This window comes from Shimia aestuarii, assembly GCF_022814865.1.
Lineage (GTDB): Bacteria > Pseudomonadota > Alphaproteobacteria > Rhodobacterales > Rhodobacteraceae > Shimia > Shimia aestuarii_A.
Genome location: NZ_JAKVRD010000003.1, coordinates 245,047 through 269,818 on the forward strand (window position 1 = coordinate 245,047; position 24,772 = coordinate 269,818).

Annotated in this window: 23 protein-coding genes and 1 rRNA gene; 10 read left to right on the forward strand and 14 right to left on the reverse strand. The window is 61.5% G+C overall.

Annotated features, from left to right (window positions below):
* Window positions 1–63 precede the first annotated feature (63 nt).
* Both MK745_RS05160 and MK745_RS05165 read right to left on the reverse strand, forming a co-directional pair.
* A complete protein-coding gene (locus tag MK745_RS05160; RefSeq protein ID WP_243612206.1) occupies window positions 64–717 on the reverse strand; it encodes a Hint domain-containing protein in 654 nt (217 codons plus the stop codon).
* A gap of 168 nt (window positions 718–885) precedes the next feature.
* The gene (locus MK745_RS05165) at window positions 886–1,752 is read right to left on the reverse strand and encodes a DMT family transporter (RefSeq protein ID WP_243612207.1); all 867 of its coding nucleotides are present in this window, start codon (window positions 1,750–1,752) and stop codon (window positions 886–888) included.
* A gap of 153 nt (window positions 1,753–1,905) precedes the next feature.
* On the opposite strand from MK745_RS05165, the gene MK745_RS05170 reads away from it, so the two are divergent.
* The gene (locus tag MK745_RS05170) at window positions 1,906–3,531 is read left to right on the forward strand and encodes an AMP-binding protein (RefSeq protein WP_243612208.1); all 1,626 of its coding nucleotides are present in this window, start codon (window positions 1,906–1,908) and stop codon (window positions 3,529–3,531) included.
* Window positions 3,532–3,573: 42 nt separating this feature from the next.
* On the opposite strand, the gene MK745_RS05175 is transcribed toward MK745_RS05170, so the two are convergent.
* Entirely contained in the window at window positions 3,574–4,062 is a 489-nt protein-coding gene (locus MK745_RS05175) for an AAA family ATPase (RefSeq protein WP_243612209.1), read from the reverse strand.
* Window positions 4,063–4,321: 259 nt separating this feature from the next.
* Here MK745_RS05175 and MK745_RS05180 point away from each other — a divergent pair, with 259 nt between their 5' ends.
* Window positions 4,322–5,338, forward strand: coding sequence for a hypothetical protein (locus tag MK745_RS05180; protein ID WP_243612210.1), 1,017 nt, complete (start codon window positions 4,322–4,324; stop codon window positions 5,336–5,338).
* Window positions 5,339–5,367: 29 nt separating this feature from the next.
* Here the strand turns inward: MK745_RS05180 and MK745_RS05185 are convergent, their stop codons facing one another.
* From MK745_RS05185 to MK745_RS05210, 6 genes are all read right to left on the reverse strand, one after another.
* Entirely contained in the window at window positions 5,368–6,648 is a 1,281-nt protein-coding gene (locus MK745_RS05185) for an SPOR domain-containing protein (protein ID WP_243612211.1), read from the reverse strand.
* A 128-nt stretch (window positions 6,649–6,776) separates the two neighbouring features.
* Entirely contained in the window at window positions 6,777–7,409 is a 633-nt protein-coding gene (gene upp, locus MK745_RS05190; protein WP_243612226.1) for a uracil phosphoribosyltransferase, read from the reverse strand.
* On the reverse strand, window positions 7,406–8,386 hold the full coding sequence (locus tag MK745_RS05195; protein WP_243612212.1) for an adenosine deaminase: 981 nt from the start codon (window positions 8,384–8,386) through the stop codon (window positions 7,406–7,408). Before MK745_RS05195 ends, upp begins: the two co-directional genes overlap by 4 nt.
* Window positions 8,383–9,582: a phosphopentomutase gene (locus MK745_RS05200; RefSeq protein ID WP_243612213.1), complete on the reverse strand. Its 1,200-nt coding sequence runs from the start codon at window positions 9,580–9,582 to the stop codon at window positions 8,383–8,385. Before MK745_RS05200 ends, MK745_RS05195 begins: the two co-directional genes overlap by 4 nt.
* Window positions 9,582–10,886: a thymidine phosphorylase gene (locus tag MK745_RS05205; protein ID WP_243612227.1), complete on the reverse strand. Its 1,305-nt coding sequence runs from the start codon at window positions 10,884–10,886 to the stop codon at window positions 9,582–9,584. Before MK745_RS05205 ends, MK745_RS05200 begins: the two co-directional genes overlap by 1 nt.
* 7 nt (window positions 10,887–10,893) lie before the next feature.
* The gene (locus MK745_RS05210) at window positions 10,894–11,292 is read right to left on the reverse strand and encodes a cytidine deaminase (RefSeq protein WP_243612214.1); all 399 of its coding nucleotides are present in this window, start codon (window positions 11,290–11,292) and stop codon (window positions 10,894–10,896) included.
* A 149-nt stretch (window positions 11,293–11,441) separates the two neighbouring features.
* Between MK745_RS05210 and MK745_RS05215 the strand changes: the two genes are divergently transcribed.
* Together MK745_RS05215 and prpE are read left to right on the forward strand one after the other, a co-directional pair.
* Complete coding sequence (locus MK745_RS05215; RefSeq protein WP_243612215.1) at window positions 11,442–13,721, forward strand: NADP-dependent malic enzyme; 2,280 nt, start codon at window positions 11,442–11,444, stop codon at window positions 13,719–13,721.
* Between the two features lie 234 nt (window positions 13,722–13,955).
* Window positions 13,956–15,848 (forward strand): propionate-CoA ligase PrpE, encoded by a 1,893-nt coding sequence (prpE, locus tag MK745_RS05220; protein WP_243612216.1) that lies wholly within the window; start codon window positions 13,956–13,958, stop codon window positions 15,846–15,848.
* Between the two features lie 290 nt (window positions 15,849–16,138).
* Here the strand turns inward: prpE and MK745_RS05225 are convergent, their stop codons facing one another.
* Window positions 16,139–16,900 carry an NAD kinase gene (locus MK745_RS05225; RefSeq protein WP_243612217.1) on the reverse strand — a complete coding sequence of 254 codons (762 nt, stop codon included), beginning with the start codon at window positions 16,898–16,900 and terminating at the stop codon, window positions 16,139–16,141.
* 178 nt (window positions 16,901–17,078) lie between these two features.
* Here MK745_RS05225 and glyA point away from each other — a divergent pair, with 178 nt between their 5' ends.
* Together glyA and MK745_RS05235 are read left to right on the forward strand one after the other, a co-directional pair.
* Window positions 17,079–18,371, forward strand: a complete 1,293-nt coding sequence (gene glyA / locus MK745_RS05230; protein ID WP_243612218.1) for a serine hydroxymethyltransferase — start codon at window positions 17,079–17,081, stop codon at window positions 18,369–18,371.
* A gap of 191 nt (window positions 18,372–18,562) precedes the next feature.
* The gene (locus MK745_RS05235; RefSeq protein ID WP_243612228.1) at window positions 18,563–19,402 is read left to right on the forward strand and encodes a DUF817 domain-containing protein; all 840 of its coding nucleotides are present in this window, start codon (window positions 18,563–18,565) and stop codon (window positions 19,400–19,402) included.
* Here the strand turns inward: MK745_RS05235 and MK745_RS05240 are convergent.
* The gene (locus MK745_RS05240; RefSeq protein ID WP_243612219.1) at window positions 19,359–19,733 is read right to left on the reverse strand and encodes a hypothetical protein; all 375 of its coding nucleotides are present in this window, start codon (window positions 19,731–19,733) and stop codon (window positions 19,359–19,361) included. The two genes, MK745_RS05235 and MK745_RS05240, sit on opposite strands and share 44 nt — an antisense overlap.
* 90 nt (window positions 19,734–19,823) lie before the next feature.
* On the opposite strand from MK745_RS05240, the gene MK745_RS05245 reads away from it, so the two are divergent.
* Entirely contained in the window at window positions 19,824–20,585 is a 762-nt protein-coding gene (locus tag MK745_RS05245) for an alpha/beta fold hydrolase (protein WP_243612229.1), read from the forward strand.
* Here MK745_RS05245 and MK745_RS05250 read toward each other — a convergent pair.
* Both MK745_RS05250 and MK745_RS05255 read right to left on the reverse strand, forming a co-directional pair.
* Window positions 20,582–20,770 (reverse strand): DUF4229 domain-containing protein, encoded by a 189-nt coding sequence (locus MK745_RS05250; protein ID WP_243612220.1) that lies wholly within the window; start codon window positions 20,768–20,770, stop codon window positions 20,582–20,584. The two genes, MK745_RS05245 and MK745_RS05250, sit on opposite strands and share 4 nt — an antisense overlap.
* Window positions 20,771–20,881: 111 nt before the next feature.
* On the reverse strand, window positions 20,882–21,259 hold the full coding sequence (locus tag MK745_RS05255) for a 5-carboxymethyl-2-hydroxymuconate Delta-isomerase (protein WP_243612230.1): 378 nt from the start codon (window positions 21,257–21,259) through the stop codon (window positions 20,882–20,884).
* Window positions 21,260–21,394: 135 nt separating this feature from the next.
* On the opposite strand from MK745_RS05255, the gene hpaE reads away from it, so the two are divergent.
* Genes hpaE through hpaH form a run of 3 tightly spaced genes read left to right on the forward strand, consistent with a single transcriptional unit; the run spans window position 21,395 to window position 24,570 of the window.
* Window positions 21,395–22,903 carry a 5-carboxymethyl-2-hydroxymuconate semialdehyde dehydrogenase gene (gene hpaE / locus MK745_RS05260; RefSeq protein ID WP_243612221.1) on the forward strand — a complete coding sequence of 503 codons (1,509 nt, stop codon included), beginning with the start codon at window positions 21,395–21,397 and terminating at the stop codon, window positions 22,901–22,903.
* A 12-nt stretch (window positions 22,904–22,915) separates the two neighbouring features.
* A complete protein-coding gene (locus MK745_RS05265; protein WP_243612231.1) occupies window positions 22,916–23,773 on the forward strand; it encodes a fumarylacetoacetate hydrolase family protein in 858 nt (285 codons plus the stop codon).
* The gene (gene hpaH, locus MK745_RS05270; protein ID WP_243612222.1) at window positions 23,770–24,570 is read left to right on the forward strand and encodes a 2-oxo-hept-4-ene-1,7-dioate hydratase; all 801 of its coding nucleotides are present in this window, start codon (window positions 23,770–23,772) and stop codon (window positions 24,568–24,570) included. The genes MK745_RS05265 and hpaH overlap by 4 nt, the downstream gene beginning before the upstream one ends.
* Window positions 24,571–24,686: 116 nt before the next feature.
* On the opposite strand, the gene rrf is transcribed toward hpaH, so the two are convergent.
* Window positions 24,687–24,772: ribosomal RNA gene (gene rrf / locus MK745_RS05275) — 5S ribosomal RNA — on the reverse strand; the annotation flags it as partial.

Here is a 24,772-nt window from a genome sequence, read left to right on the forward strand (position 1 = left end):
TAACAAACGAAAACGCCCGGTTCTCAGGACCGGGCGTTTTCAGTTTCGCGGGATGTGGTTTGCTCAGGCCATGCCGTAATCGACATTATCCGGCATGTAGCTCTCCTCCAGAAGACGCGCCGCAACCGTGAGTGGCAGCATATTGTAGTTATGCGCCGCGCCATGTTTGGGGATATATCCCACGCTCACCCCCCAATGTGCCTGGCAAAATGACAAGGCACCTTGGTCGGTAAAAATCATTTGGTCTTCTTCGAAGATCGGCAACACGACCTCGACAGTGCCATAAGGTTCCTGACGTTCGACCCCATCCAGCACTTCAAGCGCCGCCGCCGGGATCACGGCGAACGGATCGCCCCATTGGTCGAGGATTTCATCGGATTCGATCAACACGCCCTGATGCGGCATCACCAGCATCTCCCGGCCATTGCCAATCACCCCTTGTGGCACGTGCAGCGGCCAGAGGTGCTTTGGGCAAACGCCGATCCCGCCCCAGATCTGATCCCGGATCACGGCAATCACCTGCTGCGCGCCGCCGTCAAATGTCAGAAGGCTCTCGCCCTTGCGCAAGGTCTCCACCGCGCGCCAGCCATCCTGCGTCGCCACGGTCGTGCCCTCAATCAATCCACACCCGGCGCCGTTCAGCACCGGATCTTCATACTGCGCCTTCGCGCGTCCCGACCGAACAGCATCCGGCCCAGAAGTCACCCATCCAAACATCTTTCCCTCACAGTTTGGCGATTGGCGTTCGCTGGATAGGATTTGCTTAAATCTCTATGGAACCTGTTGGTCCGAAAAGCGGTCCTTTTGCGGCATTGTTTCCATTTCGCGAAATAATCCCTCGGAAATACCGCGTTTTCGTTTCCGGCACCGCCGGAAATCCTCCGGCTAGCCCGGCTGCGCCTCGCCCGAACGCAACGCGATCACGAGTCCCGCCACCACGATGAGCGCGATTCCCGCGATCTGCCAGATCCCAAGCCCCTGCCCCCAAAGCAGCCACGCAAAGACCGGGCCGAACCCCATCACGGCGTATTCGAACACCGCCACGTTGGTCGGGATATCCATCTGGTAGGCCCGGACGATCAGGAACACCGCCCCAAGCGAGCAGACCGCCTGAAGCACGATCCACGGCAGCGCCGCGCCAACGTCCCACGTCCAGCCACGCAAAAGGAACCCCGTGCTCCCCCCGCCCCAGACCGACAGCCCAAGTGCGACGACTAGGCCGATCACCCCGAGCATCGCCATATTCGCCCCAAGAAGCGTCACCGCGCTTTCTCCGTCGCACCAACTCCGCGTCGCGATGGCGGAGACGGCATAGAAGAACCCCGCCGCCACCGGCATGACCATGGCCGGGCCGAACCCGGCGGTCCCCGGCTGCAACACAAGGAGGATTCCCGCAAAGCCAAGCAACACCGCCCCACTGCGCCAGATCCCGATCCGCTGCCCCATCACCGCGACATTAATGAGCAGGACAAAGATCGGTGAGGTGAACATCCCCGCCAGTGCCTGCGCCACCGGCATCAGTCCGAGCGCCCCGAAGTAGAGCATCATCGAGGTCGAAAGCACCAGCGACCGCGCCAGAACCCGCCGCCATCGCCGGGGCCGCAACACGCCAAGCCCAAAGACCGGCATCAAGATCAGAAGCGGCATCATAAAGGCCGAGCGCATCGCATGAAACTGCCAGAGGCCAACCGTCTGGGATATCTCGCCAATGAACGTATCGACAAAACCGATCACGGCCATCGCGACCAACATCGCCGACGCCGCTGCAAGCGGTCTGTTCCCTGCCCCATCCATCGGTATTTTCTCTCCCTCAAGGCGCGCCTACGTAGCATTACGAACTACCATCGTCGCACGGTTCTGTCGTAAAACCGACAAACCACCGAGGAATCAAGGGAGGAGGCTCCGATGGGATGGATGGCCGATGAAACCGGGCTCGACAAATGCGCCGCGAACTACGCGCCGCTGACACCGCTGACACATCTCAAACGCGCGCGCGATGTCTGGCCGGATCACCTCGCGGTGGTCTATGGCAAACACCGCACAACCTACGCCGAGCACTATGAACGCTGCACCCGCCTCGCCTCGGGCCTCGTGAAGCTCGGGATCGAACCCGGCAACGTCGTCGCCTCGATCCTGCCGAACCTGCCCGCCCATGTAGAGGCGCATTTCGGCGTCCCCGCCTGCGGCGCGGTCCTCAATGCCATCAACATCCGCCTCGATGTCGATACCGTCGCCTATATCTTTGAACATGGCGGGGCCAAGGCGGTGCTTGTCGATCCGCAATTTCTCGACGTGGCCGAAGCCGCGATTGCCAAAATGGACGGGGACGGCCCCAAGATCATTGAGGTCGCCGATGATTTCGACGGCTGGCACGCGTCTGGCAAACATATGACCTACGAAGACCTCCTCGCCTCCGGCGATCCAGACTTCGACTGGATCATGCCCGAAGACGAATGGGAAAGCCTCGCTCTCAACTACACCTCCGGCACCACGGGCCGCCCCAAGGGCGTCGTCTATCACCACCGCGGCGCCTACCTGAACACCATGGCCCAGGTCGTGAGCTGGCGCATGGTGCTGCACCCGACCTACCTCACCATCGTGCCGCTGTTTCATTGCAACGGCTGGTGCCATAGCTGGATGATGCCGCTTCTTGGTGGCACCATTGTTTGCTGCCGCGATATCACTGCGCAGGCGATCTACAACGCGATCCACTACGAAGGCGTGACCCACTTTGGCGGCGCGCCCATCGTCCTCAACATGATCGTCAACGCGCTCGACGAGGAACGCCGCACCTTCGACCATACCGTCGAAGTCTTCACCGCCGGTGCGCCCCCTGCCCCCGCGACCCTCAAGGCGATCGAGAATTTCGGCTTTAATATCACCCATGTCTACGGTCTGACCGAGGTTTACGGCCCCGCCACCGAATGCACATGGCAGGCGAAGTGGGATCCGCTCCAAGGCGACGAACGCGCCGCTGTGAAATCGCGTCAGGGCGTGCCGATGCCCTGTATCGAGGAACTCCGCGTCACCGACTCGCACCTCAACGACATCCCCCGCGACGGCGTCGCACAGGGCGAGATCATGTTCCGCGGCAACGGCGTCATGAAGGGCTACTACAAGAACCCCGAAGCCACGGCCGAGGCCTTCGAGGGCGGCGTGTTCCATTCCGGCGATATCGCTGTGCATCACCCCGACACCTACGTGCAGATCGCCGACCGCGCCAAGGACGTCATCATTTCAGGCGGCGAGAACATCTCCTCGGTCGAGGTCGAAGGCGTCCTGATGGGCCACACGGCCATCTCGCTCGCCGCCGTCGTCGCCAAACCGGACGAGAAATGGGGCGAAGTCCCCTGCGCCTTTGTCGAACTCCTGCCGGGCAAAGAGGTGAGCGAAGCCGAGATCATCGCCTTCGCCCGTCAAAAACTCGCCGGGTTCAAGACCCCGAAAAAGGTCGTGTTCCAAGAACTTCCCAAAACCTCGACCGGCAAGATTCAGAAATTCGAACTGCGCGAGCAGGCGAAAACCCTCTGATTGCCAGAGCGCCCAAGCGGGAACAGCCGCTTGGGCCGCCCCCTAATCATGCCACTGGATCGCAAAGCCTTCCTCCGGCGTCGGCACGGTGAAATACCGCGAGATCTCACGAAACTGCGCTTCGCTCGGGGCGAACTCATGCCCGCCCGCCGCATTGCGCGCTGCTAGCCGCGCGAGACAGACCTCGTCCGGCACATCAAGCACATGCATCACATGCGTCGCGCCGCTTTCGTCGAGGATTCCGCGCATCCAATCCCGCGCCTGCCGCGTATTGGCCTGAAAGTCGAGCACCACCGACACCCCTTCCCGCAAGAGCGCCGCCACATGCGGCCCGACCACGGCACGTAGCCGCGCGGCATAGCGCACGTAGTCCTGCAAACTGCTCATCTCTTCGCCGTAGAGCGCCGCAAGCCACGCATCTTCAGACAAGCGCACATGCCCCGGTGCCTGCGCCAACTCGGCGCACAACGTCGATTTGCCAGCAGCGATCTTGCCGCAAATCATGTGTAGGGTTGGGTCATTTGAAAACATGAAGAACACCTTTGTTGCGTGCACCGGCTCTCTGAACTTGGCACGTGAAAAAAATTGCAGACGACAGCCCGGCCCGGCAGTTCAGGCCGGGACCGTAATTCGCGCCAAAGCGCGCAGGTGCGTCTTCACAACAGAGGTCCACATGTCCGCTCCCTAGCCGTCAAAACCTCGCATGTAAATCCCGCTCTGCGTTGCCGCCCGGCCCCGGCCCGTGCTATCCTTTGGCCTTCCAAGAGGCAGAGCAGCCCGCGCGACATCCATGACCAAGACGGCCCTGACAAAATTCGAACGGCTCGAGGCCTCTGGCCTCTGGCGTGCTGCGCCCGATGCCCAGCGCCGGGATGTCATCATCTCTATCGGCGAGGCCACCCTGACGATCTCCGATCTTCAGGACCGCCCGCTTGCGCATTGGTCCCTGCCTGCTGTCTCGCGCCTCAACAAAGGGAAACGCCCAGCGATTTATGCGCCCGACGGTGATCCCGGCGAAACCCTCGAGCTCGACGAAAGCGAGGCGCATATGATCGAGGCTATCGAGAGCCTCCGCGCCGCCATCGACCGCCGCCGCCCGCGCCCCGGACGGCTCCGCCTCGTGACGCTGAGCGCGTCCATTGCCTCTGTGGCGGCGCTGGCGGTATTCTGGCTGCCGGGCGCGCTCCTCGATCACACGTTGAGCGTTGTGCCGGACGCCAAGCGCATCGAGATCGGCCAAGAACTCGAACGCGAAATGACGCGGCTGACGGGGGAACCCTGCCGCGGGCTTCTCGCCACGCCCGCGCTGGCGCGTCTGGCTGAGAGGCTCGACGTGCCCCGTCTGGGTGTGTTGCGTGGCGGCGTGCGGGAAACCCTGCCACTGCCCGGCGGCACCATCCTTCTCAACCGCGCCATCGTCGAAGACTACGAAGAGCCGGACGTGGCCGCGGGCTACGTGCTCGCCGCCAAAGCCGATGCCGCTGCCCGCGATCCCCTACGCCTCCTGCTCGAAGCGCACGGCCCCCTGACAACGCTGCGCCTGCTGACCACCGGCGCGTTGCCGGAGAACACGCTGCGCGCCCATGCCGAAGAAATGGCCCTGGCCACGCCACCGCGCCCCGAGTCCGAAACCTTGCTCGGCTTGTTCACGAAGTTTGAAGTGAAATCGACACCCTATGCCTATGCGCTCGACCCATCAGGCGAAAGCACCCTCCCCCTGATCGAGGCCGATCCCTTCGAGACCTCGCCAAGGCCCGTGCTATCAGATGGAGATTGGGTGGCGCTTCAGGGGATTTGCGGCGGCTAGCACCGTCCCTCCCCAGCTCCACAATTGGCTTACTTGCGCAGCACGGCAGACCCGAACCCGGCCCCGCGCACCTTGGCCAACGCGCTTCCTGCGCGCTCGGCATCGCCATAAGGGCCCGCCAACACCATGCGCCGGGTCACGCCCTTGGACTCATAGGTGCCGATCCGCACCGGCATGCCCAGCGCCCGCACCTTGCGCGCCGCGCTCTGGGCGGCGGTGTAATCAGTATAGGTCGCGACTTTGACATAGCCCTGCCCACCAATGCGAAGCGCCTTGCGGCGCGGGCTGCTCTTGGTCGACACGACCGGGGCCGCACCTTTGCTCGAGACGACCATCGACGTTCCGGCCTCTCCGCGACGAAGCTCATGCGGCACACCCGCATGCCAAATCTGGTCCATCCGCGCCTTGCCGCCAAACGTCTGTTCTCCGCGATGCGGGTTAAGACGGCCATCTTCGAACACTCGAACATACCCTTCAGGCGGCTCCACCTGCACCATGGCGTATTTGCGGTTCTCATAGATATGACGCGGCACAACGCGCACATCCGGACCAACCTCACCTTCGCGCACGACCTGCCCCGGCACGGCCCCCTGATAGGACGATCCTCGGCGGTCAATCTTGATCACCGGCGCCGTCGCGGTCGGGTTGCCCGTGCCCGGCGTGTAAGGCAGCTCGGACTGCGGTCCACAGCGCACGGCCATGCCTCTGTAGGTTCCGGCCCCAGCCCGGCAAGGCGACGCCACACCAGCGCGGCGCGGCACTTGGCCAAGATCGCGGCGCGGCTTCTTGGTGGCAGGCGCACTCACCGTCTTGGCAGGTTTCGCAGTCGGTTTCGTGGCGGGCTTCATCGCTTTGGCGGGTTTCGCTGGTGCAATCGCCACGGCGCGAGGCTTCGCCGGTGCCGCCGGACGCGGTGTCGGCGCGGCAGTCGGCTTGGCGCGTGCAGTTGTCACAGGCGCAGCGGTCTCTTTCGGTGCACCCTGCTCGGGTTTGGCCGCCTTGAGCGTCACAACGTTCTTATCAAGACGCGGTGCGGCCTGTTGCTTGCTCGCCCCGGCAACCTGTGTCGGCTTGAACCCACATAGCACTTTGCGGTCCCGGCTCATCCTCGGCACCCAAGTGACGCTTCCGTCAACACCGGCCCGAATATAGACACAGCCCTTGCTATCCACATATTGCCGCGCCTTGTAGGACGCGGGCGGAAACTCGTTCGGTTGATCCACGTTTTTCAGGGATTGGGCCTCGACAGCAGCGCCGAGCCCCAAGGAACCTGCAATAACGGCAATCGCAATTGCTCTGCTCAGTTTCATTGTGCCCCCACAATATCTGGGGCCAGCATAACCGCAAAACTCAATATGAGTAAACCACCCATAGCGGGCAACGGGCCTGTCTTTCAGGGCCAAACCCCTCGATCCGGCCCCATGGATGCGCTTTGGGCCTACTTGGTGCCGAACATTCGGTCACCCGCATCGCCAAGCCCCGGCAGGATATAGCCTTTTTCGTTCAGCCGCTCATCAAGCGAGGCGGTCACGATCGGCACATCCGGATGCGCTTCCTTCATTCGCGCAACCCCCTCGGGTGCAGCGAGAAGACAGAGGAACCGGATATCTTTCGCGCCCTGTTCCTTCAAAAGGTCAATCGCCGCCGCCGAGGAATTCCCGGTCGCCAGCATCGGATCGACCGCGATTACAAGGCGCTCGTCCAACTCGCTCGGAGCCTTGAAGTAATACTGCACCGGCTCAAGCGTCTCTTCATCGCGGTAAAGCCCGACGAACCCGACCCGCGCCGAAGGGATCAGTTCGAGCATTCCGTCGAGAAGCCCATTGCCCGCCCGCAGAATCGACACCAGCGCGAGCTTGCGCCCCGCGAGAACCGGAGCGTCCATTTCCTGCATCGGCGTGTTGATCCGCTTGGTCGTCATCGGCAACTCGCGCGTCACCTCATAGGCCAGAAGCTGGCTGATCTCGCGCAGCAGGCGACGGAACTCGCCCGTCGAAGTATCGGTCTGGCGCATGATGGTAAGCTTGTGCTGTACGAGCGGGTGGTCGACGACGGTCAGGTGATCCATCAGGTTTTCTCCAGTTTCTTATGTATCCGCGCCCGCGTCTCGGCGTCGCAAAAGGCAGCTTCGGCAGCGGTTTCATTAAGGGCGCGAAAATCGGATTCGTCCCAACCAAAGCTTTCGGCCAACATGTCATATTCCCGCACCAGATTGGTATGGAAAAACGGCGGGTCATCCGTCGAAACCGTGATTTTGACGCCCGCCTCGCGCAGTCTGGCAATCGGATGGGCGGCAAAGTCCTTGTACAGGCCCAGCGCCACATTCGATCCCGGACATACTTCGAGCGTGACCTGACGTGCCGCCAATTCCCTGACGAGCCGCGCATCTTCAATGGCCCGCACGCCATGCCCGATCCGGTCCACGTTGAGATCTCGCAACGCCTGCCAGACGCTTTCCGGTCCGCCAAATTCGCCCGCGTGGGTCGTTAGGCAAAGCCCCGCTTCTCGCGCCTGATCAAAGGCCCAGGCGAAATCGCCCTGTTGCCCCTTGGTCTCGTCCCCGCCCATGCCGAACCCGGTGATCCAGTCGCCCACCGTCTCTGCCGCACATAGGCTAGGCCGCTTGGCTTGTTCAGGGCCGAAATGGCGCACCGCCGTCACCACGCCGCGCCACAAGATACCATGCCGCGCCTCTGCCGCGCGCGCGGCCTCGACGATGGCCGCCAAGTAGTCGCGCCACGCCCCCACATCGCCGCCACCACAGAAATCCGGACTGAGGAATGTCTCGCAATAGACAACACCTTCCGCCGCCCGGTCCTCAAGAACCGCCGCTGTGAGCCGCGCATAGTCCTCTGGGGTCTTGAGCACACTGGTCGCCGCCTCATAGACCTGCAAGAAATGCTGGAACCCCTTGAACGCATAGCCGCCACGCGCGTCAAACGCCTGCGACAGGTCCACATGCCGCTCCCCGGCCAAGCGCCGAATAAAGTCCGGCGGGGCCGCGCCTTCGTGATGCAGATGCAGTTCGACCTTGGGCAAATCCTTCATAGGAACGAGCGCCCCTCAACACGCGCCTCAATGCCGAGATGCGCCGCCACGCTCGCCGCCACATCCGCGAAATCCAACAGGCCCAGCGCCCCCGCGCCCACCCCTGCACACAGGACCGGCACCCGCTCCCGCGTATGCTCTGTCCCGGCCCATGTCGGATCATTGCCGTGATCGGCGCTCAGGAGAAGCATGTCGCCCTCACGCAGCCCCGCAATCACGGTGCCGATCTCTCCATCGAACCATTCAAGCGCCGCCGCATAGCCCGCCGGATCGCGCCGATGGCCATAGAGGCTGTCAAACTCGACAAAATTCGCGAATGTGAGGCTCCCGTCCTCGGCCCCCTCGACCCGTTCGCCCAGCGCCCGCATAAGCGCCGCATCGCTTCCCTTGGCACAGGTCGAGATGCCCCGCATCGAAAAGATATCTCCGATCTTGCCAATCCCATAGACCTCGCGCCCCGCCGCCGCGACCCAATCGGGCAGGACCGGCGCAGGTGGCGTCACGGCATAGTCCCTCCGGTTGGTCGTGCGCGTGAACCCCTCTTCGGCGCTTCCCACGAAGGGCCGCGCAATGACCCGACCAACCCGGCGCGCGTGCAACATCGGCGCGATCTCTTCACAAAGCCGCAAGAGCCGCTCCAATCCGAACCGCTCTTCATGCGCCGCGATCTGGAACACGCTGTCGGCGCTGGTATAGCAGATCGGCAGGCCCGAGCGCATATGCTCCTCCCCGAGCCGCGCGATGATCTCCGTGCCGGACGCATGACAATTGCCTAGCACCCCCTCGACACCCGCCACCTCACAGACCGTCGCGATGATATCCTCTGGGAAACACGGCTCGGTCTCGGGGAAATAGGTCCAATCCCACGGCACCTGAAGCCCCGCCAATTCCCAATGCCCCGAGGGCGTATCCTTGCCCGGCCCCTGTTCGGTCGCCGCGCCCCAAAGGCCCTCCGGCGCGACCCCGAGACCCGGCGCCTCCAGACCGCTGGCCAGCCGTAGCGCCGCGCCGAGCCCCAAACGATCAAGGACGGGTAGGCGAAGCGGCCCCTCCGGACGCTCCCGCGCGCACCATTCGGCGATATGGCCAAGTGTGTTTGCCCCGGTATCCGGCACACCACCGCTGGCAAACCGCGCCGCGTCCGGCGCGCCGCCGATCCCGACGCTATCCATCACGACAAGAAACGCCCGCGCCATCAGCCGATCCTTTCGTGGATCAACGCCTGCGCGTCCGGCGCCTCTTCCCCGATGGTGATCGCGCTCAATACCGCCGCTGCGGCTCTGCCCGCGGCCTCCTCGCGCGCAGCATGCACCCGGCAAAGCGGCGCGCCCTTCTCAACCTTTGCCCCAAGGCGAACCATGTCTGAAATCCCGACCGCCGGATCGACCACGTCGCTCTCGACCTGCCTTCCCCCGCCAAGGCGCACAACCGCAAGCCCAAGCGCCTCGCCATCCATCGCCGTGACAAAACCGGCCTCTGGCGCGACCACCTCGCGGATCACCGTCGCCTCCGGCAGGAAGCGCCGCCAATCCTCGGCAAACCGTAGCGGGCCACCCATCAACGCGACCATCTGTGCGAACCTTTCCGCCGCCGCGCCGCTCTCAATCGCCGCCGCCATCTTTGCCACGCCAGACTCTTCATCTTTGGCCAACCCGCCCTGCTCAAGAAGCGTCCCGCCAAGCACCACCGTTAGATCGCGCAACCGCCCCGGCTTGCCCTCACACAAGACTTCCATGCTTTCGGCCACCTCGAGCGCATTGCCAAGGCTCGGCGCAAGGGGCTCGTTCATGTCGGAAATCACCGCCCGCGTCGCACAGCCCGCGCCATTCGCCGTCGCGACCAAGGCTTCGGCCAGCGCCCGCGCCTCGTCAGCTGTTTTCATGAATGCACCCGAGCCGCATTTGACGTCGAGAACCAAGCCCTCAAGCCCCGCCGCAAGTTTCTTTGATAGGATCGACGCCGTGATGAGGTCCACGCTTTCGACCGTCGCCGTCACATCGCGCACCGCGTATAGCCGCTTGTCCGCCGGGGCCAAATCCGCGGTCGCGCTCACAATGGCGCACCCGACCTCGCCCACAATGGCGCGGAACCGGTCTTCGCTGACCCCGGTGACAAGACCGGGGATCGCCTCCATCTTGTCGAGCGTGCCACCCGTATGGCCAAGCCCCCGCCCCGAAATCATCGGCACATAGGCACCACAAGCCGCCAGAGCCGGCGCAAGGACGAGACTCACGCAATCGCCAACGCCGCCCGTTGAGTGTTTGTCGAGAACCGGCCCCGACAGGTTCCAATCCATGCGTTGCCCGCTATCGCGCATTGCCTCGGTCAGGGCCACGCGCTCGCCTTCGCTCAGCCCCCGCAGGCAAACGCCCATCGCAAAAGCCCCGGCCTGTGCATCGCTCACCGTGCCATCCGCCAGCCCCTGAGCGAACCAACGTAGCGCCGCCGCGCCTGGTGCCTCGCCCCGACGCAGGGAGGCTATGATCTCGCGCGCATCCATCCCCGGATCAGCCCTGTTGGTCCCCAAGATGATGCTGCCCGAACGCACCCGGCAGCAATTCTGCCAAGGTCATGCGCTCTTCGACGCCTTCAAGGGTGGCCATCGTCACCACGACTTCGCCGGTGCCGAACTCGGCCAACTTCTGACGACACCCACCACAGGGCGTGACGGGGTGCGGACTGTCGGCAATAACATAGACCTCTGTTAGCCGGGTTTCCCCTGAGGCCACCATGGCCGCAATCGCCCCGGCCTCGGCACAGGTGCCTTGCGGATACGCGACATTCTCGACATTGCAGCCCGCATAGACCGCGCCGCTTTCGCTTCGGATCGCTGCGCCGACCTGAAAATCGGAATAGGGCGCATAGGCGTTCTCGCGCACATCCCGCGCCGCTTTCTCAAGACTCATGGCACCCTCTCCCAACTGTTGAAACCACTGCCGAGAGACTGCGGCGATGCGCCGGAATTTGCAAGGCCACGCCGCGGCTGGAAACCGCCCATTTCCACCCGCGAAAAAATAGTTTAAGGCTAAACTATAGAGACTCAGGAGGCGGAGACATGTCGGACACAACCAAGGAGAGCCTGCGTCAGGCGGCCCTTTTCTATCACGAACACCCCAAGCCCGGAAAACTCGAGATTCGTGCAACCAAGCCCTTGGCGAATGGCCGCGATCTCTCGCGCGCCTATTCGCCCGGCGTTGCCGAAGCCTGCCTCGAGATCAAGGACGACCCCGCAAACGCCTCCCGCTATACCGCGCGCGGCAACCTTGTCGCCGTGGTTTCCAACGGCACCGCCGTGCTCGGCCTTGGCAATATCGGCGCGCTGGCCTCCAAGCCGGTGATGGAAGGCAAGGCCGTTCTTTTCAAGAAATTCGCCAATATTGATTGTTTCGACATCGAGGTGGATGAAAGCGACCCCGAGAAACTCGCCGATATCGTCTGCGCCCTTGGTCCGACTTTCGGCGCGATCAACCTCGAGGACATCAAGGCCCCCGACTGTTTCATCGTCGAGCAAATCTGCCGCGAACGCATGAACATCCCCGTCTTTCATGACGACCAGCACGGCACCGCGATTGTCGTCGGCGCGGCAGCCACCAACGCGCTCCGTGTCGCGGGCAAGTCCTTCGAGGACATCAAGATCGTCTCCACCGGCGGCGGCGCAGCAGGCATCGCCTGCCTGAACATGCTTCTGAAACTCGGCGTCAAACGCGAAAATGTCTGGCTCTGCGACATTCATGGCCTCGTCTACGAAGGCCGCAGAGAGGATATGAACCCGCAAAAGGCCGCCTTCGCGCAAAAGACCGACCTGCGCACGCTCGATGACGTGATCGACGGCGCGGACCTCTTCCTCGGTCTCTCCGGTCCCGGCGTCCTCACGCCCGACCACGTTGCCAAGATGACCGACCGCCCGATCATCTTTGCCCTCGCGAACCCCACACCCGAGATCATGCCCGACCTCGCCCGTTCCGTTGCCCCCGACGCGATCATCGCCACCGGGCGGAGCGACTTCCCGAACCAGGTCAACAACGTCCTCTGCTTCCCCTTCATCTTCCGTGGCGCGCTCGACGTCGGCGCGACCGAGATCAACGACGCCATGTCCCTCGCCTGCGTCGCGGGCATTGCCGAGCTTGCCCGCGCCACAACAAGCGCCGAGGCCGCCGCAGCCTACAAGGGCGAAGACCTGACCTTCGGCGCCGACTATCTCATCCCCAAACCCTTTGACCCCCGCCTCGTCGGAGTGGTCTCCGCCGCCGTGGCCAGCGCCGCCATGACCTCTGGCGTTGCCACACGCCCGATTGACGACATCGAAGCCTACAAGGCCCGCCTCAACCAATCGGTGTTCAAATCCGCGCTCCTCATGCGCCCCGTCTTCCAATCCGCCACCGCCGCCTCCCGCCGCATCATCTTTGCCGAGGGCGAAGACGAACGCGTGTTGCGCGCGGCTCAGGCGATCCTCGAGGAGACCACCGAGACCCCGATCCTCATCGGCCGCCCCGAGGTCATCGAAGCCCGCTGCGAACGGATCGGCCTCGACATCCGCCCCGACAAGGATGTCCAGATCGTCAACCCCGAGAACGACCCGCGCTACCGCGACTACTGGACCTCCTACCACGAGATCATGCAGCGCCGCGGCGTGACCCCGGATCTCGCCAAGGCCATCATGCGCACCAACACCACGGCCATTGGCGCCGTTGCCGTGCATCGTGGCGAGGCCGACAGCCTCATCTGCGGCACGTTCGGCGAATACCGCTGGCACCTGAGCTACATCAATCAGGTGCTCGGCGCGGGCGACCTGCGCCCCCATGGCGCGCTCTCGCTGATGATCCTCGAGGACGGCCCGCTCTTCATCGCCGACACCCACGTGCATCAACTGCCGACCCCGGAACAGCTCGCCGAGATTATCCTCGGCGCCGCCCGCCACGTGCGCCGCTTTGGCATCGAGCCGAATATCGCGCTCTGCTCGCAATCCCAGTTCGGCAACCAAGCCGAAGGATCGGGCCGCCGCCTGCGCGACGCGATTGCCATCCTCGACTCACGTCCCCGCGACTTCACCTATGAGGGCGAGATGCCGGTCGACGTCGCTCTCGACCCCGAGTTGCGCGCCCGTGTCTTCCCTGCCTCACGCATGGAAGGTCAGGCCAACGTGCTCGTTTTCGCCCATGCCGACGCCGCCTCGGGCGTGCGCAACATCCTCAAGATGCGCGCCGACGGGCTCGAGGTCGGACCGATCCTGATGGGCATGGGCAACCGCGCCCACGTGGTCACCCCCGGCATCACAGCGCGCGGCCTCCTCAACATGGCCGCCATCGCCGGGACTCCGGTTGCGCATTACGGCTGATCCAAAGGCACACCCCAAAGGTGGGTTTTGCAGCCCGCCTCTTTGCAGTTTTGCAAAATCCTCGAAATTTCCAGCATATCCCGCCCTTTCCGGCGGGGTTTGCAAAATTTGCAAGGCAGAAAATCGCCAAACTGCAAAACATTCGCGATAATCTGACGCGACGTCGCGAAAGGCACTTGCCGCAAACCACTCCCCTCCCGTAACACCTTTGCAACGTATTTGGAGGAGAACACCATGGCATACAAAGACGTATACGCCGCCTGGAAGACAGACCCGGAAGGGTTCTGGATGGACGCGGCCAAGGCGATCGATTGGGACGAAGCCCCCTCGAAGGCGCTCTTCGACAAGGGCGATCACCTCTATGAATGGTTCGCCGACGCCAAGGTCAACACCTGCTACAATGCGGTCGACCGCCATGTCGAAAATGGCCGCGGTGAACAGACCGCAATCATCTACGACAGCCCGATCACCCATACCAAACGCGAAATCTCCTATGTCGAGCTGCGCAACCGTGTTGCCATGCTCGCCGGAGCCCTGCGCGCCAAGGGCGTTGAGAAGGGCGATCGCGTCATCATTTACATGCCGATGGTGCCCGAAGCGCTCGAGGCGATGCTCGCCTGCGCCCGCCTTGGCGCGGTGCACTCTGTTGTCTTTGGCGGGTTCGCCGCGCACGAACTCGCTGTGCGTATCGACGATGCCAAGCCCAAGGCCATCATCGCCGCCTCCTGCGGGGTCGAGCCGGGCCGTGTCGTGCATTACAAACCGCTGCTCGATGCCGCCATCGACCAATCCACTCACAAGCCCGATTTCTGCGTGATCTTCCAACGCGAACAAGAAGTCGCGGAACTGGTCGAGGGTCGCGACTACAACTGGCACGGTTTCCAATACGGTGTGGAACCGGCGGAATGTGTCCCGGTCGAAGGCAATCACCCCGCCTATATCCTCTACACCTCCGGCACCACCGGCCAGCCCAAAGGCGTCATTCGTCACACGGCGGGCCAACTCGTGGCGCTGAACTGGACCATGAAGAACATCTACAATGTCGATCCCGGCGATGTCTTCTGGGCCGCCTCGGACGTGGGCTGGGTCGTGGGCCACTCCTATATCTGCTACGCGCCGTTGATCCACGGCAACACCACGATCGTCTTCGAAGGCAAACCCGTCGGCACCCCCGACGCAGGCACCTTCTGGCGCGTGATCTCCGAGCATAACGTCAAAAGCTTCTTCACCGCCCCGACCGCCTTCCGCGCCGTGAAACGCGAAGACCCCAAAGGCGAGTTCGTCAAGAAATATGACCTTTCAGGCCTCAAGACGGTCTATCTCGCCGGTGAACGCGCCGATCCCGACACCATCGTCTGGGCGCAGGAACAACTCGGCGTGCCGGTGGTCGATCACTGGTGGCAGACCGAAACCGGCTGGGCCATTGCCGCCAACCCGATTGGTATTGAAGAGTTGCCAATCAAGCTCGGCTCGCCCACCGTGCCGATGCCCGGCTACGAGGTCGAAATCCTCGACGAAGGCGGCCACCCGATGAAAGCGGGCGAACTTGGCGCCATCGCGATCAAGCTGCCGCTGCCGCCGGGCACCCTGCCGAACCTCTGGAACGCCGAAGAGCGGTTCAAGAAATCCTACCTGTCGCATTTCCCCGGCTACTACGAGACGGGCGATGCAGGCATGATGGACGAGGACGGCTACGTCTACATCATGGCCCGCACCGATGACGTCATCAACGTCGCAGGGCACCGCCTCTCGACCGGCGCCATGGAAGAAGTGCTCGCCGCGCACCCCGATGTTGCCGAATGCGCCGTGATCGGCGTCACGGACCAACTCAAGGGCCAAATGCCGGTCGGCTTCCTCTGCCTCAACGCAGGTGCCGACAAGGCCCATGACGACGTGGTCAAAGACGTGATCAAGATGGTCCGCGATCAGATCGGCCCGGTGGCCGCGTTCAAACTTGCCGTGGTGGTGGATCGCCTGCCGAAAACCCGCTCGGGCAAGATCCTGCGTGGCACCATGGTCAACATCGCCGATGGCACCGCCTTCAAGATGCCCGCGACGATCGACGACCCGGCCATCCTCGACGAGATCAAGGACGCGCTTCAGACCATCGGCTACGCCAAGGACTGACCCGCAGCCCCCCCTTGAGAAAGGCCCCGCCCCTGCGCGGGGCCTTTTTACGTTTTGGTAAGGGCGTACGCCCCCTTAACCCCGACTTTCACCCAAACCGCACCGACGGAATACCGACGCAATACCGACGTGATACCGACCCGCGGTTTTACCCCGCCAAGGGGCCTTTATCTCTTCCTCTTGCAAGAAATACCCCCGCCGGAGGCAATCCGCAGGCAGCGGCCCCTGAGAAGGGGCCGATGACGAGAAATCCTGCGCGCGGCCCTGGCCGCGCCCAATAAAATAAGGGGTTAGACGAATTGCTCGCGGATCAGCCGTTCCTCGAGCCCATGGCCCGGATCGAACAGCAGGCGATGCCGCACGCTCGGCTCGGAATGGATCTCGACCGACACCACATCCTCCACCGACCGGCTATCCGCATCCGCCATCACCGGCCGCTTCACCGCATCAATCACATCAAATCTCACATGCGCCGTCTTGGGCAAAAGCGCCCCACGCCAGCGCCTCGGTCGAAACGGCGCAATCGCTGTCAGGGCGAGCACATCTGACCCGATAGGCAGGATCGGCCCATGCGCAGAATAGTTGTAAGCTGTTGATCCTGCAGGGGTTGCCAGAAGCGCGCCGTCACAAACGAGCGCCTCCATCCGCAGCCGCCCATCGACCGTGATCCGCAGTTTCGCAGCCTGCGGACCAGCCCGCAAAAGCGAAACCTCGTTGATCGCCAAAGCCTCATGGACCGTGCCATCCGCGCAGGTCGCCTTCATGCGCAACGGGTTAATGACCTCTTCCTCCGCAGCCGCAAGGCGCTCAAGTAGATCCGTCTCGCCATATTCGTTCATAAGGAACCCGACTGTGCCACGGTTCATCCCATAGACCGGCGTATCGATTCCGATCGAGCCATGCAGCGTCTGAAGCATGAACCCATCCCCACCAAGCGCCACGATCACATCGGCCTCTTCCGGGGCGCAATCTCCATAGCGCGCGACAAGGGCGGCCCGCGCCACCTGCGCTACCGCTGCTTCGCTTGCCACAAAGGCAATCGTTCTGCCCATGTCTCCGATCCTTTGTTTCCGATCCGGCACGTCCTGTACCCGATGCAATCACAACTCCACCCCCTGCACCAGCCCCGTCGCAGAGACAAGCCCACAAGTCGCTTAAGGGCCTTTTATCCAAGGGGTGTTTCCTTTAGGAACTCGGCATCTGACATTCTCTGATCTGGAGCACTGCCAAATGACCGCGACTCGCGACCCCGGCTTTTTCACTGAATCCCTCGCCTCGCGCGACCCCGAACTCTTCGGCTCAATCACCGACGAACTCGGTCGCCAGCGCGACGAGATCGAGCTGATCGCCTCGGAAAACATCGTCTCTGCCGCCGTAATGGAAGCGCAGGGCTCGGTCATGACCAACAAGTATGCCGAAGGCTATCCGGGCCGCCGCTACTATGGCGGTTGCCAATACGTCGATGTGGCCGAGAACCTCGCCATCGACCGCGCCAAAGAGCTCTTTGGTTGTGACTTCGCCAACGTCCAGCCCAACTCCGGCTCGCAGGCGAACCAAGGCGTCTTCACCGCCCTGCTGCAGCCCGGCGACACCATCCTCGGCATGTCCCTCGACGCTGGCGGCCACCTGACTCACGGTGCGAAACCAAACCAGTCGGGCAAATGGTTCAACGCGATCCAATACGGTGTGCGCAAACAGGACAGCCTGCTCGACTACGACCAGGTGCAAGAGCTTGCAAACGAGCACAAGCCGAAGCTCATCATCGCGGGCGGCTCGGCCATCCCGCGCCAGATCGACTTTGCCAAGTTCCGTGAGATCGCGGATTCGGTCGGCGCCTACCTGATGGTCGACATGGCTCACTTTGCTGGTCTCGTCGCGGCAGGCGAACACCCCTCGCCCTTCCCCTACGCCGACGTTGCCACCACCACGACCCACAAGACCCTCCGTGGCCCGCGTGGCGGCATGATCGTGACTAACAACGAAGAGATCGCGAAAAAGGTCAACTCCGCGATCTTCCCCGGCATCCAGGGTGGCCCGCTCATGCATGTCATCGCCGGTAAGGCCGTGGCCTTTGGCGAAGCGCTGCGCCCCGAGTTCAAGGCCTACCAGAAGCAGGTGCGCGCCAACGCAGTGGCCCTCGCCGATCAGCTCATGAAAGGCGGCCTCGACATCGTCACCGGCGGCACCGACACACACGTGATGCTCGTCGACCTGCGCCCCAAGGGCGTCAAAGGCAACGCGACCGAGAAGGCCTTGGGCCGCGCGCATATCACCTGCAACAAGAACGGCATCCCCTTTGACCCGGAAAAACCGATGGTCACCTCGGGCATCCGTCTCGGCACCCCCGCAGGCACGACCCGCGGCTTCGGAGAGGATGAGTTCCGCCAAATCGCCGACATGATCGTAGAAGTCGTGGATGGTCTCGCCGCTAACGGTGAAGACGGCAACAGCGCGGTCGAAGAAGCGGTGAAGGACAAAGTCGCAGCCCTCTGCGCCAAGTTCCCGCTTTACCCGAACCTCTGATATCGGGTCCGCGCACGCGCCTCGCGCGCGGCTTTAACACTTCTGCAACCGCCGTCTGAGACATTGACGGCGGTTGTTTTTTGTCCCGGTTCCGTGTTGCGCGAGAAATGCTGGACTTTCTTGGCGCGTCCGGCTTCTGTTCTGTGATGGAAATTAAGTCTTTACCGATTGAGCGCACTCTGGGCGACTGGATGCGCGCACGTTTACCCTTCGCCGTCGCTGAACTGTTCATGTTCGTTCTGAAGCAGGGATGGGCCGCCTTGTTCGGTGGCCTCTTGTTGATCGCCATGCTGGCCACAGACCGTCTCTGGAATGACGGTTGGCCCATCGCGCGGTATGATGCGCTTCTGATCTACGCACTGGTGCTACAGGGGCTCTTTCTGGTCTTCCGACTCGAATCCTGGGCCGAGGCACGGGTCATCCTGTTGTTTCACATCACCGGCACCGCCATGGAGATCTTCAAGGTCAATGCCGGAAGCTGGGCCTACCCTGGAGACGGGCTCTTCAAACTCTGGGGAGTGCCGCTCTTCTCGGGCTTCATGTATGCCTCTGTCGGCTCCTTCATGGCGCGCGTGATCCGGCTTTTTGATATGCGGTTCGCGCCCTATCCGCCCTTCGCCGCAACGGTTGCGCTGGCCGTCGCGATTTACGTGAATTTCTTCGCACATCACTACCTGCCCGACATCCGCATCGCGCTTTTTGCAGCCACCGTCCTCCTTTATGCTCGCACCCGCATCTGGTTCCATATCGGCCTGAACCGATACTGGATGCCTCTGCCCCTCGCGGCGTTTCTTTCGAGTGGTTTCCTTTGGTTGGCCGAGAACATCGGAACCATGACCCGCATATGGCTCTATACCGGGCAAAGCGCTGGCGAGATGGTGAGTTTTGCCAAAATGGGCTCGTGGTATCTCTTGCTCTACGTGAGTTTTGTGACGGTGACTCTGGTCTTGCGCGATGCTCTCTCGCCAGAGCCCTATACCCCACCCCTCACAGAAAGCCTTGCCAAACAAGGACCACGATCAGAAGCGTGAAAACAGCAATCACATGGAATGACACCATGCCGAGCGTCGACAGGATCAATCCCTTTCGCATATCCGCCGGATCAAGCGCCTCGAGCGCGCCGTGCAAAGCTTCATAGGCCTTTTCCACGGGTTCGGCCTTGAGCTGCATACGGATCTTTGGGTGCCCGGCTTTCTGTTCTGCCTCAACCAAAGCACGCGCATGAGCGTGCATCTTTGCAGGAAGACGCCGCCCCACTTTGCGCATTGCATGGCCCAAACCTTTGGGTTCAAAAGAGAACTTCTTGCCCGCAAGTTTCGCAAGCGCCGCGTTTTTGCGTTGAATCTCCACCGGGTCAATCACACCAAATCCTCCCTTCCGCTAGCCTAGCCGAGCGACTCGCACCTCTCAACAGGACTGGTGCGCGAGATGACGAATTGCTATCTCCAATACATGCTGAACACGCTCGAATACGGAAGCCGCACCGACCTCCCCGACCTTTTGATCGTCCATGGCCTCTATGGCTCGGGACGCAACTGGGGGGCGATCTCCAAGCGCATGGCCCAAACGCGCCGCGTCATCGCGGTCGATCAACGCAATCACGGTGCAAGCCCTTGGTTTGATACGCATTCTTACGAGGACATGGCCGCCGACCTCGCCGAAGTGATCGCCGCGCAGGACGGCCCGATGGACGTGCTTGGCCATTCAATGGGTGGTAAGGCGGCGATGGTCCTTGCCCTCACGCGTCCTGAGTTGGTCAATCGCCTCGTCGTCGCGGATATCGCACCCGTCGCCTATAGCCATGATCAGAGCCAGCACATTGCCGCAATGAAAGCCGTCGACCTTGCCAAGATCGAAAAACGCTCTGATGCGATGAAAGCCCTTGAGGCACATGTGAACGAGGCCGCACTGCGAAGCTTCTTTACGCAGTCCCTTGATATTGAGACCAAGAAATGGCTCCTCAACCTCGATGTTCTAGAGAAGGAGATGCCAAAGATCATTGGCTGGCCGGGTACAACGGGAATCTATGAAGGCCCCACCCTGTTCCTGAGCGGGGCCGAATCCGACTATGTCAAATCGGAGCACCGCGCGACCATCCGCACTCTTTTCCCGAACGCACGCTTTGCAAAGATCATTGGCGCGGGGCACTGGCTTCACGCCGAAAAACCCCGCGAATTCATTCAGACGTTGAAGGCCTGGCTAGATGCGGCTTAAGCGCCGGTTTCGTAAAGCTTTTTCGCGACCAGATAGGAGAGCGGAAAAGACACGATAAACCCTGCGATCGCCGACCACATGACGGGGGTCAGCGTATCGTACCCCATCGTGAGGGCAGCGATCATCGCGCTGCCGGCAATGGTAGAGCCGATGAAAAGGTGCAAAATAAGGGATAGGCGAAACATGGTCCGGGCCTCTTGCTAGGGCGTTTCCACGAACGATCATTATCCCCTTCGCCGACATGCGCTTTGATCTACGTCAGAAAGGGATGTCGCGCATATGCCTTTTGACGGTTCTTAGATATGATCCCGAATGGTTCCCGTCTTCGGCGACAGAGAGGCGTTGATCTCCCGCATCTCAAGCGACAAGGCAAGCGACCGTTGTGCCATGATTGGAGCCACGAACGCCTCAGCCGCCGCGAATATCCGCGCCGTCGCATCCTCCATGACATCCTGCGTCCGTCCCTCTCGCAACCGGATCGACATGTCGATGAAGGCGTGTTTCCCATCCCCGTCCGCGATGGCGAAATGCTCCGCGCGAAACGCCCGGACCCGAATACCCGCTGTCGGAAAGGTCTCTATCTCTGCAGCCGCAGCCCGGATCACCTCACAGAAGGCGGAAACATCTAGGTCACTGTCAAGATTCGCGGAGTACTCTATCGTGAAATGTGGCAACGCAGCCTCCTCATTCATATCCAAGCATGCAGCTCTCGAACCCTCCACGAGATAGCAGTGCTTACCGAAGTGTTGACAGGAATCGGAAATATCACTTAACATATTAACTAATTTCATGGAGAGGCGAAAACCCTTATGTCGACCCTAGCAGAAAACCTCGAGAATCTGGCAACGCATCTGGACCGCTTTCGCGTCTCTGGCATCCAAAACAGGATCGCCGGTAAGGACTGCGCGGGTTCGGGTGGCACCTTCACGACCCATTCGCCGGTCGACAAGAGCGTGATTTGCGACGTCGCACGAGGAGACGCGACAGATATCGACGCCGCCGCGAAGGCCGCGCAAGAGGCCTTTCCAGCGTGGCGCGACATGCCCGCTCTCGAACGGAAGAAAATCCTTCTCAAGATCGCGGACGGCATCGAAGCCCGTGCCGAAGAAATAGCGCTTTGCGAGTGCTGGGATACCGGCCAAGCACTGCGCTTCATGTCCAAAGCCGCCATTCGCGGCGCTGAGAACTTCCGGTTCTTCGCAGATCAGGTCACCTCGGCGCGCGATGGGCAGAACTTGCGCTCTCCGACCCTGATGAATGTCACAACCCGTGTGCCCCTCGGCCCGGTCGGCGTCATAACACCTTGGAACACGCCCTTCATGCTCTCGACATGGAAGATCGCACCCGCTTTGGCAGCGGGATGCACGGTTGTGCACAAGCCCGCTGAGCTCTCGCCTCTTTCGGCCCGCCTTCTTGTCGAGATCGCAGAAGATGCCGGTCTTCCGCCAGGGGTCTGGAACATGGTGAATGGCTTTGGCGAGGATGCTGGTAAGGCCCTCTGCGAGCACCCAGATATTCGCGCCATTGCCTTCGTCGGTGAAAGCCGTACTGGTAGCCTGATCCAAAAACAGGGGGCCGACACGCTCAAGCGTGTGCACCTTGAACTGGGCGGAAAGAACCCCGTTATCGTCTTTGAAGACGCCGACCTAGACCGCGCCCTCGATGCGGTGACCTTCATGATCTACTCCATCAACGGTGAACGCTGCACCTCTTCGTCAAGACTACTCGTTCAGGAGAGTATCCGAGAAGACTTTGAGGCTCGATTGATCGAACGCGTCAACGCGATCCAAGTCGGGCATCCCCTTGACCCACAAACCGTCATTGGCCCACTCATCGGGGAAGAGCATTTCGCAAAGGTCACGTCCTATTTCGATATTGCAAAGGAAGACGGCGCGACCATCGCAGCGGGCGGCGCACCAATAAAGAGCGATGGATACTTCGTTCCACCCACGCTCTTTACGGACGCAAAGAACGACATGCGGATCGCGCGCGAAGAGATATTTGGACCGGTCCTGACTTCAATCGCGTTCAAAGACGAAGACGAGGCGCTGCGCATCGCCAATGATACACCGTATGGGCTGACCGGATACCTTTGGACCAATGACCTGACCCGCGCACTGCGCTTCTCGGATAGACTTGAGGCCGGAATGATCTGGGTAAACTCCGAGAACGTTCGACACCTACCGACTCCCTTTGGCGGCGTCAAAGCAAGCGGGATCGGACGCGACGGAGGCGATTGGTCCTTCGAATTCTACATGGAGCAAAAACACATCGGATTCGCGATGGGTGACCACCATATTCCGCGTCTCGGCGTGTAAGGAGAGATGATGATCCAAATCGCAACAGTTACCGCAAAGGATCAACAGCACTATGGCGTGATCCGGGAATACGGGTTTTCAGACCTGAGCAAAAGGTTCCCTCAATGGCCAACCCTGCTCGATGCCATCGAGGCGAATGGATGGAGTGCGCTTCAAGACGCCGCGAAGGACGCAGAACGCACGCACGCACCGGGGACATTCACCTACAGCGCGCCCCTTCCCAATGCGAAACGCATTCTGTGCGTCGGAGTGAACTTTCCGGACCGCAATGCCGAGTACAAAGACGGGAGCGCACAACCAAAGCATATGTCGCTATTCCCTCGTTTCGCGAGCGGATTTACCGGCCACGAACAGAATCTTGTGCGCCCTCCCGAGAATCACACACTCGACTACGAGGGCGAAGTCGCCATCGTCATCGGCAAGGCTGGCCGGCGCATCAACCCCAAGGATGCATATGACCACATCGCGGCTCTGACCCTCTGTAACGAGGGCACGATCCGAGACTGGGTGCGCCATGCGAAGTTCAATGTCACTCAAGGCAAGAACTGGGACCACTCTGGCGCAATGGGGCCATGGCTCGTCCCGTTCAAGGATCCCGCACAACTCGATGAGGCGCGGCTTCAGACCTGGGTCAACGGAGAGCTTCGCCAAGACGATCACCTCGCCAATATGATGTTCCCAATCCGGGAAGAGATCGCCTATATCTCGACGTTCATGACCCTTAAGCCTGGCGATATCATCGTGACAGGAACGCCTACCGGGGCCGGCGCGCGCTTCGATCCGCCGCGCTACCTTGCACCGGGGGATGTGGTTGAGATCAAGGTCGAGGGCCTTGGCTGCCTGCGCAATGGCGTGGAGGACGAGATATGACGCCTGAAGAGCATCAACGCGCTGCGACCGACTTGCTAAAGGCCGAAGCCAGCGGTCACCAGATAGATCTCTTGTCTTTACGTTATCCGAATATGACCATGGATGATGCCTATGCGATCCAAGGTGAAATCTACGCTCAGAAACGTGCTGCTGGTTGCAATGTGATTGGTTGGAAGATTGGCCTAACCTCAAAAGCCATGCAGAACGCTCTTGGGATCGATATTCCCGATAGCGGCATTCTCTTTGACCACATGCTCTTTCAATCAGGTGAAGACGTGCCCGCCGGCCGTTTCATTCAGCCGCGCATCGAAGCCGAGATCGCATTCCTTATGAAAGACACGCTCTCCGGAAACGATATCGGCCGTGAGGACGTCCTCGCGGCGACCGAGGCGGTTGCTCCTGCACTTGAGATCCTCGACACGCGCATTCTTCGAAAAGACCCCGCAACAGGCCAGTCTAGGAACGTGCTCGACACGATCAGCGACAACGCGGCAAACGCCGGCGTAGTTCTCGGGACAGAGCGTTTTGCTCCCACATCCCTTGATCTTCGCTGGATCGGCGCAATCGTCAGCCGCAATAACGAGGTTGAAGAAACAGGGCTCGGCGCCGGTGTGCTGAATGATCCAGTGGAAAGCGTCGTCTGGCTTGCACGTCGCATGGCGGCATACGGACAGAAGATCGAAGCAGGACATATCATCTTGGCCGGGAGCTTCATTCGCCCGATTGAATGCCCACCCGGATCGCAAATCTCAGCTGATTTCGGAGATTTCGGCTCCGTCGAGATCAGTTTTTCCTGAAAACGCGTCTGGAAAGGCTCTGAAAACGCAAAAAAGCGCTCCGTGTCAGGAGCGCTTGAAGCAATTCTGATTTCATCATTCAGAGAGGTACAAATTTGTTATTTGGTTCTTACTAGGTTTGGCGGTGACCTACTCTCCCACGTCTTGAGACGCAGTACCATCGGCGCGACGGTGCTTAACGGCCGGGTTCGGGATGGGACCG